25 protein-coding genes are annotated in these 17881 nt (G+C 69.6%); 1 reads left to right on the top strand and 24 read right to left on the bottom strand.

The features are described from left to right. Positions 1-39: 39 nt before the first annotated feature. Positions 40-174, bottom strand: a complete 135-nt coding sequence (locus tag PD653B2_RS25895) for a hypothetical protein (protein WP_278247480.1) — start codon at positions 172-174, stop codon at positions 40-42. Between the two features lie 58 nt (positions 175-232). Here PD653B2_RS25895 and PD653B2_RS14375 point away from each other — a divergent pair, with 58 nt between their 5' ends. Next, positions 233-1072: a methyltransferase domain-containing protein gene (locus PD653B2_RS14375; protein ID WP_085873072.1), complete on the top strand. Its 840-nt coding sequence runs from the start codon at positions 233-235 to the stop codon at positions 1070-1072. Here PD653B2_RS14375 and PD653B2_RS14370 read toward each other — a convergent pair. From PD653B2_RS14370 to PD653B2_RS14270, 23 genes are all read right to left on the bottom strand, one after another. After that, on the bottom strand, positions 1059-3272 hold the full coding sequence (locus tag PD653B2_RS14370; protein ID WP_133059408.1) for a hypothetical protein: 2214 nt from the start codon (positions 3270-3272) through the stop codon (positions 1059-1061). The genes PD653B2_RS14375 and PD653B2_RS14370 overlap by 14 nt on opposite strands. Positions 3273-3371: 99 nt before the next feature. Beyond that, positions 3372-3512 carry a hypothetical protein gene (locus PD653B2_RS25030; protein WP_165763485.1) on the bottom strand — a complete coding sequence of 47 codons (141 nt, stop codon included), beginning with the start codon at positions 3510-3512 and terminating at the stop codon, positions 3372-3374. Positions 3513-3520: 8 nt separating this feature from the next. Further along, positions 3521-3742, bottom strand: a complete 222-nt coding sequence (locus PD653B2_RS14365; RefSeq protein ID WP_085873070.1) for a hypothetical protein — start codon at positions 3740-3742, stop codon at positions 3521-3523. Then, positions 3739-4419: a hypothetical protein gene (locus tag PD653B2_RS14360; protein WP_085873069.1), complete on the bottom strand. Its 681-nt coding sequence runs from the start codon at positions 4417-4419 to the stop codon at positions 3739-3741. The genes PD653B2_RS14365 and PD653B2_RS14360 overlap by 4 nt, the downstream gene beginning before the upstream one ends. Further along, on the bottom strand, positions 4416-4943 hold the full coding sequence (locus tag PD653B2_RS14355; RefSeq protein ID WP_085873068.1) for a M15 family metallopeptidase: 528 nt from the start codon (positions 4941-4943) through the stop codon (positions 4416-4418). Before PD653B2_RS14355 ends, PD653B2_RS14360 begins: the two co-directional genes overlap by 4 nt. A gap of 68 nt (positions 4944-5011) precedes the next feature. Then, a complete protein-coding gene (locus PD653B2_RS14350) occupies positions 5012-5320 on the bottom strand; it encodes a putative phage holin (protein ID WP_085873067.1) in 309 nt (102 codons plus the stop codon). Then, positions 5320-5511, bottom strand: a complete 192-nt coding sequence (locus PD653B2_RS14345) for a hypothetical protein (RefSeq protein WP_085873066.1) — start codon at positions 5509-5511, stop codon at positions 5320-5322. The genes PD653B2_RS14350 and PD653B2_RS14345 overlap by 1 nt, the downstream gene beginning before the upstream one ends. After that, on the bottom strand, positions 5508-5765 hold the full coding sequence (locus PD653B2_RS14340; protein ID WP_133059003.1) for a hypothetical protein: 258 nt from the start codon (positions 5763-5765) through the stop codon (positions 5508-5510). The genes PD653B2_RS14345 and PD653B2_RS14340 overlap by 4 nt, the downstream gene beginning before the upstream one ends. 10 nt (positions 5766-5775) lie before the next feature. Then, a complete protein-coding gene (locus tag PD653B2_RS14335; RefSeq protein WP_085873064.1) occupies positions 5776-7593 on the bottom strand; it encodes a Kelch repeat-containing protein in 1818 nt (605 codons plus the stop codon). Next, positions 7593-7898, bottom strand: coding sequence for a hypothetical protein (locus PD653B2_RS14330; RefSeq protein WP_085873063.1), 306 nt, complete (start codon positions 7896-7898; stop codon positions 7593-7595). The genes PD653B2_RS14335 and PD653B2_RS14330 overlap by 1 nt, the downstream gene beginning before the upstream one ends. A gap of 14 nt (positions 7899-7912) precedes the next feature. Then, positions 7913-8107, bottom strand: a complete 195-nt coding sequence (locus PD653B2_RS14325) for a hypothetical protein (RefSeq protein ID WP_085873062.1) — start codon at positions 8105-8107, stop codon at positions 7913-7915. After that, positions 8107-9696 (bottom strand): hypothetical protein, encoded by a 1590-nt coding sequence (locus tag PD653B2_RS14320; RefSeq protein WP_085873061.1) that lies wholly within the window; start codon positions 9694-9696, stop codon positions 8107-8109. The genes PD653B2_RS14325 and PD653B2_RS14320 overlap by 1 nt, the downstream gene beginning before the upstream one ends. Then, on the bottom strand, positions 9696-10094 hold the full coding sequence (locus PD653B2_RS14315) for a hypothetical protein (protein WP_085873060.1): 399 nt from the start codon (positions 10092-10094) through the stop codon (positions 9696-9698). The genes PD653B2_RS14320 and PD653B2_RS14315 overlap by 1 nt, the downstream gene beginning before the upstream one ends. A 3-nt stretch (positions 10095-10097) precedes the next feature. Further along, complete coding sequence (locus PD653B2_RS25025) at positions 10098-13754, bottom strand: phage tail tape measure protein (RefSeq protein WP_085873059.1); 3657 nt, start codon at positions 13752-13754, stop codon at positions 10098-10100. Further along, positions 13755-13928 (bottom strand): hypothetical protein, encoded by a 174-nt coding sequence (locus PD653B2_RS25020; protein WP_165763472.1) that lies wholly within the window; start codon positions 13926-13928, stop codon positions 13755-13757. A 119-nt stretch (positions 13929-14047) separates the two neighbouring features. Further along, positions 14048-14485 carry a DUF7426 family protein gene (locus PD653B2_RS24445; RefSeq protein WP_123061242.1) on the bottom strand — a complete coding sequence of 146 codons (438 nt, stop codon included), beginning with the start codon at positions 14483-14485 and terminating at the stop codon, positions 14048-14050. 101 nt (positions 14486-14586) lie between these two features. Beyond that, entirely contained in the window at positions 14587-15342 is a 756-nt protein-coding gene (locus tag PD653B2_RS14300) for a phage tail tube protein (protein ID WP_085873057.1), read from the bottom strand. Further along, positions 15339-15551: a hypothetical protein gene (locus PD653B2_RS14295; protein ID WP_085873056.1), complete on the bottom strand. Its 213-nt coding sequence runs from the start codon at positions 15549-15551 to the stop codon at positions 15339-15341. The genes PD653B2_RS14300 and PD653B2_RS14295 overlap by 4 nt, the downstream gene beginning before the upstream one ends. Before the next feature lie 10 nt (positions 15552-15561). After that, positions 15562-16020 (bottom strand): phage tail terminator protein, encoded by a 459-nt coding sequence (locus PD653B2_RS14290; RefSeq protein ID WP_085873055.1) that lies wholly within the window; start codon positions 16018-16020, stop codon positions 15562-15564. A 2-nt stretch (positions 16021-16022) separates the two neighbouring features. After that, positions 16023-16370: a hypothetical protein gene (locus tag PD653B2_RS14285; protein WP_085873054.1), complete on the bottom strand. Its 348-nt coding sequence runs from the start codon at positions 16368-16370 to the stop codon at positions 16023-16025. Further along, a complete protein-coding gene (locus PD653B2_RS14280) occupies positions 16367-16723 on the bottom strand; it encodes a hypothetical protein (protein WP_085873053.1) in 357 nt (118 codons plus the stop codon). The genes PD653B2_RS14285 and PD653B2_RS14280 overlap by 4 nt, the downstream gene beginning before the upstream one ends. Continuing rightward, a complete protein-coding gene (locus PD653B2_RS14275; RefSeq protein ID WP_207559403.1) occupies positions 16720-17124 on the bottom strand; it encodes a hypothetical protein in 405 nt (134 codons plus the stop codon). The genes PD653B2_RS14280 and PD653B2_RS14275 overlap by 4 nt, the downstream gene beginning before the upstream one ends. A 3-nt stretch (positions 17125-17127) precedes the next feature. Further along, positions 17128-17802 carry a hypothetical protein gene (locus tag PD653B2_RS14270; protein ID WP_085873052.1) on the bottom strand — a complete coding sequence of 225 codons (675 nt, stop codon included), beginning with the start codon at positions 17800-17802 and terminating at the stop codon, positions 17128-17130. Positions 17803-17881 lie beyond the last annotated feature (79 nt).

Below are 17881 nucleotides of genomic sequence, written 5' to 3'. Positions count from 1 at the left end.
GACGGGGCGTGGGGCGCGGCAGTCCCGGTCTAGCGCGGGTCAGTCGGCGCGGTCGGACAGGTCGAATCCGCGCTCACGGAGGGCGTCGTCGATGGGCTCCCAGTCGGGGTCGCTCTCGTAGATCCTGCGGGCGCGGGCTGCTGCTACCAGCGTCAGCAGTTCGTGGTCCGTCATACGTCAATCCTCTCGAAGCGAACCGGCCGATAGTGAGAGGCCGGGTAAGGTGCGGCGCATGTCGACGACAGACGCAGGATTCGACGAGCGGTACCTGTCGGGCCGCGAACTCTATGGCGACGACTTCGTTCAAGCCGAGATCGATGCATGGTTCGAAGACGAACGTGAGGGCTTCGCGAATCTAGGCTCGAGCGCAGCAGACGGTAGCGGAGTGGACCCGGAACCGCAGGACGAACCAGGCCTGTGCGGGTACGACGCGTTCAACGTGCGCCACGCCTTCCGCCACCTTCCGTCGGGACGTCTCGGCGACGCCCTTGGGATCGGGTCGGCCTTCGCTTCGGAGTTCTGGCCCATCTCCGACCGGCTCGACAGCCTTACGGTGCTCGAACCGAGCCACCAGCTCCGGGCCCGCCGACTCGGGCGATTGCCACTGAACTACGTCGACCCCGTCCCGTCCGGCGTCATGCCGTTCGACGACGCGTCGTTCGATCTGGCCGTCTCGTTCGGTGTGCTCCACCACATCCCGAACGTAACCAAGGTGGTCGACGAGGTGCGGCGGGTCCTGCGCCCGGGCGGGTATTTCCTACTGCGTGAGCCCATCCACTCGATGGGGGATTGGCGGCAGCCCCGCAGGGGCCTGACCGCTCGCGAACGCGGCATCCCGCGACCGATCCTCGACCGACTAGTCCGCGAGCGCTTCGAGGTTGTTGCCTCGACGCCCATCGACTTCCCACTGTGGCCTCGGCTCGGAACTCTCGACCAGAAGCCCAATGTGCTTCTCGACGAACTTCTGGCGCGAGCCTTCTCCTGGAACTACCGCTACCACGCCACGACCCGCTCGCAGAAGTTCCGCCCGCGCGGGATGGCGATGGTGCTGCGCAGACCTACGAAGTCTTGACGCGGAAGTTGCGGAAGATCGCCGTGGTGGCGTCAGCCTTGATCCCCGCTCGCGTGCCGGACAATGCTGAGTCGGTGGCACGCCCGATGATGAAGCCGTTTCGGTAGACGATCAGGCTGGTCCCCGAGCACCGGAGGCCGAGGGTGTCGCCGGCTGCGGGCGTCTGGGTGAGCGTGAGCAGCGTGGTGGCAGCACCGGCCACGACCTTCTGCAACGTGACCGAGGTCGGGAAGATCCCGATTCGGTACATGTTGCTGGCATCCACCAGGCGGGCGATGGGCCACTGAGCGACCGTGGCTGGGCTGGTCCCGATCTCGACAGTCACCCAGTGGTCTGCGGTACCAACGTCGACCGTGGCGATGTTGTTGGCGGCGCCCGCCGGCACCGCCGCCCTGCTGGTCAGATTCCATGTTCCGCTGGTGTTCGTCCAAGCGAGCCCGGAATCAGAGGTGCCGAGGCTGCCTGCCGCGTCGGCTCGCGCGAATGCGTCGCCCACCAGCCAGGGGCGTAGAGGCACGCGCGCCGCGAGGATGTCCAGCACGTCGCGGTCTCGTGGGCGGGTGCGGGTGCTGCTGTCGGCGATGGTTGCGGTGTCTCGCAGGCTCGGTTCGCCGACGAACTGGGGATCGATGCAGTTCGCGGTGAGCGAAAGAACGGCGGTCCCGTAGAGCGTGACGTTGTGGAGAACCGGCGAGGTGGCGCGGTCGATGACCGCCCCTGACGGCAGGTAGCAGCGGATGCTGGGTGACCGGACCGGATAGGTCGAGCCGTCTGCGGCGCGACCGATGGCGATGTCGACCGTGTTGCCCTCGAAGTGGATGTTGTCGAGCTGCAACCCCGCGCCAGCGCCAACGGGGTCGCCGCCGGGATTGCCGAATCCGGTGACGATAGCCATGAACCCGACGCCGCCAGCGCCGATTCCGGTCGTGGAGAGCTGCCCTCCCCGAACGCGAACGTTGGTGGAGTTCTTGACCAGCACGCAGACGACCTTGGCGCCGACGTTGGTGTCGGTGATCGAGGACTCGTTACAGAACCCGTCGAGGAACATGCCGGTTTCGAAGCTCTGAACGACCAGACGGTTGTAGTAGAAGACGTAGCCGTTGACCGACCGAATCCCGTAGCTGCCGACGTTGTACGAGCTACCGAGAACTCGCACGTCCTCGATGAAGCCCCCGTGGATGTCCGTCATGAGGATGCCGGTGGTCGCGGCAGTGGCGTGCGTGCACGTGATCTGGAGGTACTTCGCCCAGAACAGCCCCTCGCAGCGGGTTGAGATCCACGCTGTCACTCCTGTGGCGTTCGCCTGGGCGGGCGCCGAGAGCGTCACGGTCGTCGGGTCGACGTAGGTCATGGTCACGTCGGCGTTGACGTACTGCGCGAACATGACCTTGCCGGTGTCGGCCGCGGTGAAGTTGGCCGTCGCGGAGGTGGCGGTCGTCGAACCGTTCGTGAGGACCAGGTCGGTGACCATCCGACCGTCGCCGACCTTCACGGCCACCCCGGTGCCCGAGTAGGTGAACTCGGTGAACCCGCGCTGCGCGAGACCCATGAGCATGACCGGCTTGCCGGGGGCGATGGTGAGGCCGACGCTTCCGGAACCGAGGTTCCACGTCCCGTAGAGGTGGAACACGACGCCGCCGCCGCTGGGCAGCGCCGCGATCGCTGCAGCAGTGGTCGCCTTCGCGGTGCCGGGGCTGAGCCCGTCGTTCGAGTCGCTGGCCTTCGACGACCGTGACACGTACAGGAAATGGTCGGAAGCCTGCATGGCCCGTCCGGCGATAGCCAGGAGTGTGTCCGGTGCGACCGCCTTGTCCGCGGCGGTGCCCGTGGCGACCTCGGCCAGTGTGGCGATCTGGATCTTGCCCTTGACGAACGCGGTGGCGGCCGGCACGAGTTCGTTGACGATCGCCTCAGTTGAGGCATTGAGACGTGCGTCCTGCTGGGTGCGGAAGTCACTCTCCGGGTCAGCGTCGACGGCTGTGAGCAGCCCGTCGGTCACGCCCGCCGCGGCCTCCAGGATGCTGCCCACCGCGTCCAGCCGGGACCGGTCCGAGCCCCCGTCCGCCCACAGCGAGTAGACCCCGTCCGGACCCTGAAAGGTCGGCACAGCCCCGTTCGTCCCGACTGGGATCGAGGTCACGGGGACCCCGCCGAGCATCAGGTCGGTGACCTGGCTGCCACCCGTCTCGGCGGTCCACATCGTCAGGACAGTGGAGGCGAAGCGGAGCGGGTCACCGGGGGCCTCTGCGGTGATCACGAAGTCGGCGACACCTCCACCGAACGAGGCACGGGCCATGGGTCAGGCTCCCTTCCGGGTCTTGCGGAGGCCGAGCTCGAGGATGATCCGAGCGGCGAGGGCGATGAAGCCGGTGGTGGAGAGCCCGAGGCAGTAGGCCAGGAACACGGCCGGGCCGATCCGGACCCGCGTCACCGTGAACATCGGGGGTGCTACTTCCCGGTGGCGTTGGCGCGGGAGATGGTGCCGTACGCCGCGATCGCCAGCGCCACCAGCTGGTCGGTCGAGAGGCCCTCACGCCACGCGGTCACGCCGATGTAGACGACCGCGACGATGACGAGGGCGACGTAGAGCCACTGGCGGATCGCGAGCGGGATCTGGCGCAGCAGCGCGGCCAGTGCCTGCACGGCCTGCTTGGGGGTCGGGTTGGTCATCGGTGCTCCTTCGGGTTGGTGAGGCGCACGCGCGCCCACTGCGCGTCGTGGCCGTCGATGGTGAGGTCGATCGAGCCGCGTGCCAGGACCTCGATCTGTGCGCCGTCGGGGTGCTCGACGCAGCGGACCCAGTCGAGCCCGTGGTGGGCGAGGGTCCGCTCAGCCCGGTGCAGCGGCATGAACGAGCGGCGGTTGACGTCGGAGAACCACACGACGGTGCGACCCTCAGCGTGGTGGTGGGCGATCCGGTCGGCGTGCGCCTGTCGGACGTCGCGCCACCTGCTCAACAGGCGCGGATCGTTCCGCGGGTAGTGCACGTCGAGGAACGCAAGCTCGGCGCCCGACGTGTGGGTCGCAACCGCGTCGGTGATGGTTCGCGCCGGAGACAGCCCGACGCGGCCCACCTTGAGGCCCGTGGCTGCCTTCACCACCTCGTCCCGCTGGATCTTCCAGCGGTCGCCGAAGCCGATCGGCTCCCGGGTCTGCCACCCGGCCCAGGTGAAGTCCTCGAGCACCCGACGCAGGCCGTGGTGCTCGTTCGGGGTGTCGGCCTCGTCGATCTCCTGGAAGCCGATGACGGTGCCGCGGCCGGCCTCGTCGTCGATCACGCGGACGTTGGCCAGGAACTCCGCGGTATCGACGTGCCGGCCGAGGTTGGCGGTGATGAAGACGCTCAAGACAGGATCACCGCGCGCTGGCCCGGGTTGGCCTTGAGCAGGCGCTTGCCCCGGGGAGTGTCGAGCAGCCCGCGGGCGACCTTCTCCGCGACGGCCAGGGGCGCGTCGATCTCGAAGTGCATCGAGTCCTTGCGGCCCTGGTAGTCCCCGCCCCACCGGATCGTGCCCTTGTAGAGGTTGAGGCGCTGGCGGATGGCTGCGCACTCGGCGGGGGTGAAGGTGCCGGCGGCGCCGAGCGGGTGATCGGTGGCGTTGAGGTCGATCGCGGTGCCCGATGAGTGATTGGACAGGGTCGTCTCGTAGCCGCGGACGGGCCGGTAGGCGTACCCCCAGTCGTCGAGGACGTGCTCGACGAGGTCCTCGACCTTGCCGTCGAACCAGAGCGCGCAGTGGGCGAGGAGGAACCCGGCGGACCCGCCACGCATTCGGATCCTGGTCGTTCCCGACTTGCCTTGGATGACCCACGTGTGGAGCAGGGTCGAGTCGGCCGCGAGCGCTGGCCAACCGTTCTGTGATGTCGCCATGGGGTGCTCCTTCGGGCAGGCGGACAGGGCCTCGAGCAGGAGCGCGAGGCGGACGAGGAGGGACGGCCTCAGAGCCGGGGGTGGCGCTTTCGGAGGAGGGCGACGAAGAGCGCCAGGCCGGAGACGGCGAGCTCGAGGCGGCCGAGCATGAGGACCATGTCGCGGCCGGGGTAGTCCTCGCCGAAGAGGTCGGTGATGAGCCCCCGCACGGACAGCTGCAGGATCGCGGCCAGGAGCAGCACGATCGTCCAACCGAACCACGACCGCCACCACGGTTCCCGCGTCCCGTAGAAGACCAGGAAGGTCGCGAAGATCAGCACGTTGCCGTAGAGCAGCACACGGGACACGTCGACAACGAGGAAGCGGGTGAGGTTCATCAGGCGCCCTTCGACTGGGGGTCGTAGAACAGCTGCGTCAGGTGGTTCTGACGGAGCCGGGTGCGCGCCCATTCCCCGAGTTCCTGGGCTTCCTGGTGCTGCATCTGCACGTACTCGCCGAGGCGCTCCTGCTTGGCCAGGGCCTCGCGGGACTCGGCGAGCCGCGCTCGGCGCCGATTCCAGATGCTCATGGGCCGTCACCGTCCGAGATCGTCGTGGAGGCGCGGATGCCGGCGTCGATGACGGCCTTCTGCAGCTTCCCGATGGTGGTCGTCTCAGCGACCGCGGTGAGCAGTACGTCGACGTGCGCCTCTGCCTTCTCGGCTCGGGCCAGGTAGACGTCGGCCTCGCGCTTGGTGACGAGCCGGCCAGTGAGGAGACCGAGCATCGCGAAGCCGAAGAGGGTCCAGCCACCGGCGGCCGCGGTGATGGTCTGCCAGGGCATCCCGTCCACGTCAGGTCCCGCTGCTCGCCGTCGTCCCGTTGGCGGCGACCGCGACGACCCGCACCGAGGTCGAGTAGTCGCGGCCCGAGACGGGCGTCCAGTGCCGCCAGGAGGTGTTCGTGGGCAGCGCGGTGGCCTTCCGCTCCTCACCTGCCCCGTCGTCGATGTAGACGTCGTTGTAGGCCGCCGCGGGCTCGTCCCCGGTCGGGGTCGGGTTGGTGATCATGAGCAGCAGCGACGCGGTCGACGGGTCGGTGTAGAGCTCGTACGTCGGCACCGGCGGTCGCGTGTAGGAGACCTCGCCTCCGACGTCGACCAGGTCGGACCAGAGCCCATCCTTCTTGACGCGAACCTGCACATGCTCGTCACGGTTGTTGGTCTCGAAGATCAGCGGCACCGTGCGAGTCAGCGGCGCGGCCACCTCGCCGGTGTCGAAGTAGACGTCGTCGCCAACCGGATCCACTACCGGAGACCCGGCGCCGTCGTCGGCGACCCGGCGCACCTGATAGGCGTCCTGGGCGACTACAGACCAGTCGACTCGCTCGAGCTGCTCGAAGGTCTGCCCGTTGATCGGGTAGGTGATCACGGGCCCGGCGGGCGGGTCACCGGCGGTGAAGAATCCCGACGGCGTCCAGGCCGGCGCCGGGAGGCCACCGGCGTCATAGGCGAGAACCTGGCGCTCGTAGCCGCCCGGGACCAGCTCGCCGGCCGGGATGTCGTACCACGGGTTCGGGCTGAGCTCGGTGCCGGTAATCCAGGTGCCCGCGCCGACGAGGCGGTGCCGCCAGTCGAACTTGGACTGGGAGTCCCCGGCGTCGGGGTCGTTGAACGCGTGCCGGGCGCGGTTGGTCGCGGCCGTGGACACGATCACCCCGCCGGTCAGGGTGAGCAGGGTGGGGGCGGTGGGTGGCCGGTTCTGCAGGTACACGTACGCCGTAGCACTGGAAGGGCCGCCGTCGACGAAGTCGTTGCGGCCGCCCATGACCCAGATCCGACCGTCTGGGTCGGTGGTGATCGCGGGGTAGGTCATCGGGTTAGCCGGGAAGTTCGGGAGAACGCCGATCGACCAGGTTCCTGTGGCGGGGTCAAAGCCGTCGATCCGCCGGATCTTGACCAGCCCGGAGAGATCCGACCCGAACCCGGGCATCGTGACGATCAGGCCGTTCGGCAGCCGCGAGACAGCCAGGTTGTACTGCGGCGACCCTGGGGCACTGGGCTGCGGCGCAGTGACCGACCAGACGCCCGTAACAGTGTCGTACGCGAGGAGCGTGTCGACCGAGGACTGCCCACCGCTATAGGCGACGCCGTTGTCGCCGAGCACACCGACTGATCCGATCTGCCAGGCCCGCCGCGGGGACAGCGTCGGCACGTCAGCGAGGGCCGTCCACGTGTCCGTGCCTGGGGTGTAGCGGGTGAGCTTCTGAGCGTTCGGTGTGTTCGGAGTCGCCCCGGCAAGGTAGATCCGGCCGGCAGCATCTTGGAAGGCCACGGCGCCGCCGGCACGATCGAGGAGCCCTCCCGTGGTCGACATCGAAGCCCACGTGTTGTCGGCCGGGTTGTAGCGGTAGGCGGCGACCGGTGAGCTGGTGCCGAACACCGCGACCGTGCCGTCGGGCATCGTGAACGCCTTGGGGTGGGCCAGCGGCGCGCCCGGGATAGCGGCGGCGCTGGACCAGGTGTTGGTGTCTGGGTCGTAGATGTAGGTCGTCGAGGTCCACCCGCCGGGCGAGCTGGTGCCGCCGAAGAGGTAGACCTTGTCGCCCAGGTAGCAGGACGCGGCCGCGGCGCGCGGGTTCGGGAGCGCCGCGATCTGCTGCCAGCCGCCCATCAGGCGTCTCCCTCTGCGGCGGCCAGGAGCCGGCCCAGGGTGGTGAGGGAGTCGACGTCGCCTCGACGGGTCCACCCGCCCTGGTTGGTGACGAGCGACAGGCGGGGTGGTGAGGTCCGGTCACCCACGGCGAGGAAGAGGTCTGCGCCGTCGGTGAAGACCACGAGCTCGGGAGTCTGCGCGGCAACCTCGAGTGCGGACACGTCGGCCGGGGTGAGTGTGCTGGCGAGCACCGTGCGTGCAGCCGCGGCGCGCTGCTCGCGGGCCGCCTCAGCTGCTTCGATGGCCTGTTCGCGAAGTCCCATGGCCGGCTCCCTCTTCAGCTCTCGACGCCCTGCACGAGCGGCAGCAGCGGGTTGCGGACGGTCACGGTCACGCGCTGCCCGACGGTGTAGGCCTGGCCGTTCAAGGTGGCCGCGGGGCAGGCGACGGTGGCGCCGTCGACGACGACCTCAAGGGGCGCCGCGCTGCTCACGGTGCCGGTGGTCTGCACCTCGGTGATCTCGCGGGCCACTACTCCATCACCTCGAGCACCCAGGTCCCCGGCGAGCCGTCGAGGTTCGTCGTGGAGGAGGTGACCTCGGCCTTCGCGGACACGGGACTGTCGATGTAGCGGACGACGTCGAGGTGGCCCACGATTGGCAGGGGGTCGACGGCCAGGGTGACCTGGCGGGTCACCGCGGTGTCCTCGATGACGACCCGGTCGCCTTGCGCGACGAGCGCGGCCTGGTCGACGGCGTCGAGGAACACCGTCTTGCGGACGGGCCGGCCGAGCGACTGCATCGACGACGGTCCACGGTTGACGTTCTCGACGGTGTAGAGCCCGTCACCCTCGACGGGGGTTGTGGCCATGCCGCGACGCACGAACCGCCACCAGTTCGGCTTGCCCCACACGTCCTCGTCGTAGACACGCTCCTGGCCGACGATGTTCGTCGACTGGTCCTCGACGTCGAGGGTCCACTCGACGGGCCGCAGCTTGGGGTCGACGTACGGCTCCGACCGATAGGTGCCGTCCTCGTCGACCCACAGGGCTCGGTAGTTGATCGCGTCGAGGAGGTCGTTGATGATCTGGATCCACGTGACCGGCGACCCGTCGGTCAGCGCCCACACCATCGGGCCGGGCATCACGGCGAGCTGCTCGGTGCCGTCGATGCGCAGCGGGGCGCCGGCGCCGGCGAGCTCGATGACCGAGCGGACGGCGTCGACACAGGTGGAGGCCTGGCCGACGACGTGGATCTCGTCGATCCACGTCTTCTGTCCGGCGGTGGTGCCGCGGAACGAGAGCGCAACGTAGGCCGCGGGGACGGTTGCGGTCCAGTGCCACTCGACCTCGACCCACCCGTCGTTGGCGGGGAAGAACCGCGGCGACTGGGTGGTGAAGAGGACGTCGAAGAACAGGCTCGGCGGGCCGCCGGTGGGGACCCAGACGCGGGCGGTGAACTTGTAGGTCTTCCCGACGATGAAGTGCCGCTCGCTGGTGGTGTTGATCCACGAGATCCCGGCCCCGGTGGTGGGCCAGGTGACTTCCAGCGACGCGACACCCGAGTAGTGCTTCGACGTGGTGCGGGCGAACGTGGCCGCGGTGAAGTCGTCGACCGGGAACGGCTCGTAGGACCCGTAGTCGGAGGTGTCGACCTCGAAACCGGGGTTCGGCATCAGGTCGTCGCCCTCTTCGGGGAGCACGACGTAGGTGTTGCCCGGTCCGTCCTGCAGCGGCTGCAGCAGGTCGAACCCGTCGACGTCGTAGGTCACCGGCTCCTCACCGCGCTTGGTCTGCGGGGTAGTGAGGACGTACACACCGAGGTTGAATCGTGCCGACACCGCGGCGTTGGACAGCACCATGTAGGGCCGGACCCGGTCGCGGCCCCACGCCAACGCCTGCTGGATGACCAGGCTGCAGGTCCCGTGCACTGCCGACGCCCGGCCGTTGTGGGACACCGACGACCCGTCCTCGACCAACGCGTCGGAGATGTCGTCGACGAACCGGTTCTGCGTGTCGAGCAGCTCGAGGCCGGCCGAGATCTCGACGCCGTCGCCGGTGAGGAGCTTCATCACCTGGGCGCTGGTCAGACCGTCGCGCGGTGCCGCGGTCAGGGACTGCATCAGACGGCCTCGCTGCTGGTGACCTCGGAGAGGTCGAGCGTCATGTCGGCGCCCTCGACTGGCCGGTCACGGGTCAGGGTCAGGTAGATCCCGACGTACTTCATCCCGTCGGGGTCGCGGATCGTGACCAGCCGGCGGTGGTGTGCGACCAGCCACGCCCACTGCGAGTCCGTGGGGCGCCGGATCAGCGCCGAGTGGCTGCGCGCCACGCCCGCGCGCAGCACCAGTCGGAGGCGTCCGCCGGCGTTCTTGCGGATCTCGCCGTCGGCGCCGTACGTCGGCGTGAACGCCCCGATCCGGAACGACATCACGTCCGAGGGGTCCGCGACGTCGTTGAGCCACAGCCGGGTCAGAACCAGGGTGCTGCCCGGGTCGCCGGGACCAGCCACGATCGGCATCCGTCACCCCTGCCGCTCGGCGAGCTTGTACTTGCGGGGCAGGGCGTCGAGCTTGTTGTTCGTGGCCCTCTGGGCCTCCGCGAGGCGCTCCACAGCCTCGACCAAGGCGGGGTCCGTGGTCGCGCCCACCGACGACTCCCGGCGGGCCGCAGCGGCCGTCTTCGGGTCCGGCCCCGGCGTCGGGTTCTTCGGGTTCGAGGTGTGGAAGTCGCTGATGTTGATCCCCAGGTCACCGAGGCCCGACCCGAGCTCCTGACGCAGCGCCCGCAGGAACGCTCGCGCGAGCCGGCGGCCAGACTTCTCGAGCTCGGCCTTCTGGGCCTCGAGCCCGTTGACCAGCTGCTGCGCGGCCGCGATCCCGTCGCCGTACATCTGATCAGAGAGCATGCTCCCGAGGCCGGCCCCGGTGTCGACGAGCTGGCCGGTCAGCTGGTTGACCTGGTCGATCGCGGTCTGGCCGCCGGCCAGGAGCGCGGAGGCGGTCGCGAGACCACCCTCGACCCCGGCCTGGGTGAGCTGGTCGATGGTGGTCTGGTTGAGTCCCATGGTGACGAGCTGCGCCATTGCGGCCGAGTAGGACGCAGCCTGCATGACCTTCAGCTTGAGCCCAGCGACGATGCTGTCCGCCGTCACGGTCCCGGTCTGCTGGTCGACGAACGACGTCACGTTGCCGAACGACACGACCGCGTCCTGCACCGACTTCGCGTACTCGCGGGCCTCCTGGCGCAGCGACCGCAGCTTCTCCCTCGCGGCGTCGAGCTTCTTGTCGATCCGGTCGCGGGCCCGCTCGTTGGCGAGCAGCTCCTTGCGCTCGTCCTCCAAGCCCTTGATCACCGCGCGCGCGGCCGCCTGGGCGAGCTTGTCGTTCTTGAATCGCTTCGCCATCGTCTTCTCGATGAGCTTGGTGACCTCGTCCAGCGACGACTTCAGGTCACCCTCCTTGGCCCCGATCGCGTCGATCAGGCCCTGCATGATCATCTGCCCGACCCCGCGGAGCAGCCGCCTGTCCTTGGACGCCGGGCCCTTCCAGTCGGGGATCTTGTCCGTGATGCCCTGCAGCTTCCCCATCAGGTCGCCGGCTTTGTCCTCGATGCCGTCGATGAGGCCCTGGATGATCGACATGCCGGCGTTGTAGAGCAGCTGGCCGAGGTTGCCGAGCTTGTTCTTGACCCGGCCCGGCAGGCCACTGACCCAAGACAGCAGCGCCGTGGCCTTGTTCTGGGCGGCGTCGAGCATCCGGCCGAACGCCTGCGCGTTGGCCTCGAAGAGCATCCCGCCCAGTGACGCGAGCTTGCCGAGGATCTTCCCGGGCAGGTCCCCGACCCAGTTCACGATGCTGGTCGCGACCCGGACCGTGCCGTCCTTGGCCTCGTCCCAGTGCTTGATGATCAGGCCCGGCAAGGTCCAGTTCATGAAGAACGACAGCAGCTTGCCGGGGATGCCCTTGACGAAGCCGACGACCGCGTCCCAGGCGGCGCTGGTCTTCTCCTTGATCGTGTCCCAGTGCTTGATGATCAGCCCGGGCAGGGTGAAGTTCAAGAACGCCGCCACGAGCAGCCCGGGGATGGCCTTGACCTTCCCGACCACCCAGTCCCAGGCGGCGGCCGTGCCCGCCTTGATGTCGTCCCAGTGCTTGATCACGGTCATCACGACGAACCCGATGGGGCCGGTGAGGACGGTGACGATCAGGGTCGCGTGGTCCTTGATGAACCCGACGATCCAGTCCCAGACGGCCATCGTGGCGGCCTTGATCTCGTCCCAGTACTTGTAGACCAGGTAGGCGACGCCGGCGATCGCGGCGATCGCGATCGCGATCGGGCCCATGGCGATGACCCAGGCGGCGGCCATGCGAACCGCGGAGGCCATCGCGGTGGCCGCCGAGGTCAGCCACCCGGTCTTCGTGGCGGTCGCCGCGGCGGTCTCGGCGGCGGCCGCGGACCCGGCCGCCGCAGTCTGCGCGGCCCTGGCGCCGATGATCTGCGCGGTGGGACCGATGATGGACAGCGCAGCGGGCCCGAAGGCAGCGACAGCGCCGGCGAGCATCGTGGTCGGGCCGTGGGCCTCGATCACCGAGCGGCCCCACTCGATGACCTTCCGCTTCGCGGTCTCAATCGAGTTCGCCGTACCCCCGCCAGCCGTGGTGGCCATCTTGCGGGCGGACCCCTCCCACCCGTCCATCGCCTTCGAGGAGCCCTGCAGCTGCTTGAGGAACTGCGGGATCTCCGAGGCGTTGAGGTCCTCGAGCGGGGTGCCGAACAGGGCGATCGCGGCCTGCCCCTGACGGGCCGGGTCCTTGATGTCGAGCAGCCCCCGGACGATCTTCTGCGTGGCCCGCTGCGCCTTGTCGCCACCGGCCAGGATGTCGTTGGCCATCGTCCGGGCGTCCAGGCCGATCATCTTGTAGGCCTGCTTCGAGCTGGTCGACATGTCGGTCGACCGGATCGTGAACTCCTTGACCGCGTCGCCGGCCTTGTCGATGCCGTACATGCCCTTCTTGGCGCCCTCGACGAGCATCGAGAACGCCTGCTCGCCGGAGTAGCCGAGGGTGTCGAAGAACTGGGAGTACTCCTCGGCGGCGTCGAGGACGTCCTCACGCAGGTCGGCCGGCACCCGGGACGAGGCCTGGGTGATGAGGTTGAACGCCTGCATCGCGTTGTCGGCCAGCCCCGAGCGGAGAACCGTGCCGGCCACCGACACGGCGCGCTGGACGTCGATGTCGAAGACGTCGGCGAACGCCAGCGCCAGGCGGGTCGCGCGGCCGATGTCGGACTCGGAGGCGTTGCGCATCCCACGGATCGAGGAGATCACCGCGGCGACCGCGACGTTGACCTCGTCGATGCCCTCGCCGAAGTTGTGGGCGTAGACACGGCCGGCGATGCGACCGAGCCGGTCAGCCTCGGTCGCGGTCAGGCCGAGCTGGGCGGCGACCTTGAGGCGGCCGCCCTCGAGGGACAGGTTGTCGATCACGCCGACGGACAGGGCGGTGCCGACGGCGGCGCCGGTGACCTTCCCGGCGTCCTTCGCCTTGTCCGCGAACGAGGAGGCGAAGCCGTCGCCCGCGCGCGCACCGGCCGCCTCTGCCTCAGCCTTCGCGCCGGACAGTCCAGCACCGAGCTGGGTGGCGGCCTCCTGGCCAGCCTTGCGGGCCTCGGGAGGGATGCCCTGCAGCGCCGTCGCGGCGTCGGCCTTGGCCTGCAGGACCGCGACCTTCACGTCCGGCGCCAGGGCACGGAATTCGGCCGAGGTCTCCGACACCACGCCCTTGGCGTTCTTCGGCAACTCGTCCATCAGCCGGCTGATGTCGTCGACGCCGACACCGAACGCCACCGCGGTCGCGGCAGCAGTCGCCTTCGCATCGACCGGGATCTGGTCGAGCGACATCTTCACCGAGCCAGCGGCCTGGTCGGCTGCGACCTTCGCGTCGACCGGGATCTGGTCGAGCGCGGACTTCACCCCCGCGGCCGCCGTCGAAGCGTCGACGGGGATCGTGGCCAGCCCGGTGGCCATCGCCACCCCGATGCTGTTGCCGGCCGCCTTCGCAGTCGACTCACCCTCGGCCGCGAACTGGTTGAGCCGGGCGTCACCGGCGTTGACCGCCTTCACCATCGGGGTGATGTCCAGGCCGATCGAGCCGACGAGCTCACCAAGGTCGAGCGACAACTAGGTCACCTCCCTCGAGGGTGGGTCGGAGGGCGGGAACAGGGCGTGCGCGAGGCGGGTGCTGTGGATGACCCGCCCGTCGGGCATGAACGACGGCGGGACCTCGAGCAGCCCGAAGATCCGGCGCTGCAGCCAGTGCCAGGACCGGGACTTCATCAGGACCGGGTCGGACACGTCGATGCCGTACCGCTCGTGCAGGTCGGCTTCGATGCGGCCCCAGTGCTGCAGGATCTGGCGCCACCCCAGGGTGGGGCCGGTGGGTTCGTCGATGAAGCGAGGGAGCCCGGTCGGTCCTACCGGGACGCCGCGGTCTTCTTGGTGGTCTTCTTGGCCGGCCGCTGGCGGTCCTTCGTGGCCGGCCGGTGTGCTTCCGGGCGGCCACCACGCATCCAGAACTCCTCGGCGGCGTCGCGGTCGCGGATGGTCCAGGTGAACACGGTGCGGGAGGCGATCTTGACGTACTCCCACGCGACCTTGTCGGCGAGCATCTCGTCGTACGTCGTCCCGAGGAGGCGGCGGTTGAAGTCGCGTTCGGCGTCGTCGTCGAGCTTCAGACCGGCGACGTCCTTCTCGTCCAGCTCGGCGCCGGTCTGGACGGCGAGGACGGTCTCGACGATGAGCTGGCAGTAGATGCCGGTGTCGGCGTCGACGGAGTTGACGCGGTAGGTCTTGCCGTTGATGGGGAGGTCGAGCCAGGGCTCGACGTACTCCTTGAGGTCCTTGAAAGCCACGGTGGTGCTCCTGACTGGGTGTCCTGACTGGGCTGACTGGTGGAGACGGCGGGCCGGCCCAGTCAGGACACCGGCCCGCCGTCGTATCGGGTGGGGCTACCTCACGCGTAGGTGAGGTTGCTGCCCGCGGAGGCGCCGGCCGCGTTCTCGACCGTGACGGCCTTCGCGCCGGCGGCCTTGGCCGGGGCGATGAGCGCGATCCGGGTGTCGGAGATGACCTCCCAGGCGCCCGAGGCGACCGCGACGGCCGCGACCTTGACGGCGGTAGCGCCGGTGAACCCGGTGCCCTCAATGATGATCAGGTCGCCGCCGGCGGTGGCCGCGCTGTTCGGCACCAGGGCCGAGATGGTCGGCGCGACCGTCGCGCCGTCCGGGTGGGTGATCGGGTTGCGCTTGCCCTGCCCGGTCAGCGTCACCGTGGCCGTGGAGTTCGCGTCCATCGGGCCGCCGTCGGGCGTCCAGGAGACCGCGGCGCGCCCCTCGTAGGCCTCGGCGCGGGGCCCGTCGGGCGTCATCTCGTACCAGCGGACGTGGACGACGTTGTCCTCGCCCATCTCGGCGCCGGCGAGACGCAGCGCCTCCTGGCCGGGGTCGTACGCCGTGGGCGACCCCTGCGGCGTCTTCCGGGTGACCTTGGCCTCGATCGACCAGGCGAGCGCGGTGACGGTCGAGGACTTGTACCCCTCGGAGTCGAAGTCCGAGTCGTCCTGCAGGGTCGGGTCGACGTTGTCCTTGAAGTCGTTGATCCCGAAGACACCGACCCAGTCGGGCACGGACGGGGTACCAGCGTTGACGTCGAGGTACCACTTGCGGTTCAGGGTGGCCGCCCCGAGGGGGACCTTGGTCGTGGCGGTCATGACTGCTCCTCAGCAGGGTTGACGGTGTGCTGGCCCTGGCGCCCGGCGGGCGGGGGCGGGACGACGACCACAGGGTCGGCGTCGGCCTGCGGCTCGGCCACAGGAGTCTCGGGTGCGGCCTCGGTGGCGGGCTCCCACCCGCGCGCGGCCATGAAGCCCACCAGCTCGTCGGGGACGGGCTGGGTGGCCCCGTGCTTCGTCATCTGCATGACGCTCTCCTCAGGTTCGATTCACGGACGGGCGGTGGACGTCGACGTAGAAGTTCTGGGTCGTGCGCCACCGGTTGCCCTGGTCCTGGCCGATCGACGTCCAGGAGCGGCGCAGGCACTGCACGACGTGCACCCCGGTGACCAGGTCGAAGTCGTGCAGGCCGTGGAGCTTCGCGAAGCAGCGCGACGTGAGCCGGCCGACCGCGCGCGGGTCCTGGCCGCCCCACCTGGTGGTGAGCTGCAGCCCGATCGTGGAGTCCGACAGCGACGGGTCGTCCGTCACGCCGTACGCCGTCAGCGCGATCACCTGGTCAGGGGACTGCGGCAGACCGCCGAGGATGATCCCGGTCTCGCCCGCGGCGTACACCCCGGATGAATTCCACACCCCGGCCACCGGGTCCGCGGCGAGCAGCTGCGCGAAGCCCTCGAGGAACGCGGTCTCGAAGTCCTCCGCGGCGACGCTCGGCACGGTCAGGCCCCGAGCTCGCGGCGGATCGAGGTGGTGATGATCTGCGCGATGACCATGCGCTGGCTGTTGAACGCGTTCTCGAGGAACTTCGCGGTCCGGCCCGGGTCGTGGCGCAGGGTCAGGTCCTCGTGCTGCACCACGGCGTAGGGGCCATCGAAGGACACCGCGGCCTTGAGTGCGGCCTCGTCGGTGGACACCTTCCCGGTCCGGGAGAGGGTGCCTTCCTCGATGGGGGTGTGGGCGACCGCGACGTCGAGGACGTGCTCGCCGCCCAGCTTGAGGCCGCGGTTCCCGCCGTCGCGAACGCCATTGAGGACCCGGGTCAGGTCGATGGTGTTGGACCAGGTCATGCGCAGGTCACCTCCACCGAGAGCACCGAGTTGCGGATCTTGGTCTGCTTGGCCGACAGGACGCGCGACTTGCGGCCGCTGATGGTGACCGGCGACTCCGGGGTGAACACCGTCATCGGGTCGACCAGCGCGACCACCCGGCCGTCGCCGTCGACGACCTGGGTGCGGGGGTGGAGCAGCAGCGTCGACTCGGACACCGCCTCGTCACCGGACGCGTCGCGCACCAGGCGCCGGGTCTCGTCGACCAGGCAACGCACCGTCACCGGGGTGCCATCAACCGGCCCGTACGCGCCCTCGCCCGTGTGCGTGGCCACCACGACGGTGTCCTTCAGGGCGGAGCGGCGGACCTTCACGACCCGACGACCCCCGACAGCAGGCCGGCGCGGCGCAGCGCACGGGCCGCGCGCGGGGCGAGGTACATCGGGGTGGGACGGTTCTCGCCGGCACCCATCTGCAGCTGCACTCCCTGGGTCGAGACGCTCTGCAGGGGGCCGAGGATGTCGTCTTCCTCGTCGCCGGTGAGCCAGAACTCGACCTGCGCGCACGTGGCGTCGCGCAGGGCGGCGATCACCGTCCCGTCGGTGGCGTTGCCGTCGGAGTCCACGTCGTACACCGCGGTGACGATGTGGTCGGCGACGAGTTCGGACGCACGAACGAGCAGCCGGGCTGCGTCCTCGGGGATCGTCGACGGGGACTCAGACTCTCCGTCGGCGCCGAAGTACGCGCCCAGCTGCTCGGTCGTGGCGTACGGCATTGGTCAGGCCTCGCCTCGGTGCTCGGCCAGGCGGGCGCGCTTCTCGTCCGCCGAGCCGGACTTCGCCAGACCGGCCTCCTCGAGTGCGGCGTCGAGCGCCTCGCTCTTGAGGTCCGAGGCCGGGGCGACGTCGGACGGCGCGCCGACCAGGTCGGGCGCCGGATGGCCGACGTCCCCGCCGAGCTCGGCCGTGACGGTGGGGACGTCACGCTGCTCGATGAAGACCTCCTCGGCGGCGGTGGTCTCGCGCTCCTGCTGAACGTCGGTGTCGGGGATGACGACCTTCGTGCCGTCCTCGTCCTTCTCGAACCGACCAACGGGGCCGGGAACGATCGGGCCAGTCCCGACGGCGTGGATCCCGGGAGCCACGATCGGGAGGCCCTCGGTGTTGCCGGCGTTCACGGGCGGCAGGAAGTCGCCCTCCTGAGGGTCGACCGCGGCGTCGCGCAGCGGCGTGCCGAGCTGGACGTGCGGGTCGGCGTGGGGGTCGGGCTCTACCGCCTGCTCGGGCAGGGTCGGCTTCTTCGACCCGATGCCGTAACCGGCGCCCACCAGGTACTGGCGGACCGCGTGGGGCAGGTCGCCGTCGAACTCCGCGACGCCGTCCTTGAAGTCCAGCACGGTCTCGCCGTACCGGTCCTGCTTGGTGTACCCCTCGGCGGGGCTGGTGATCTTCATGCTGGGCCTCCTGGCCGTGGTTCCAGTGCGCGGGCGGGCGCGTGGGGTTGCGCCCGCCCGCGCGGGGAGTGACGGGTCG

The sequence above is a fragment of the Nocardioides sp. PD653-B2 genome, from assembly GCF_002117935.1.
GTDB lineage: Bacteria > Actinomycetota > Actinomycetes > Propionibacteriales > Nocardioidaceae > Nocardioides.
The sequence above is the reverse complement of the archived record's forward strand: the minus strand, read 5'-3'. Positions and strand labels throughout refer to the sequence as shown.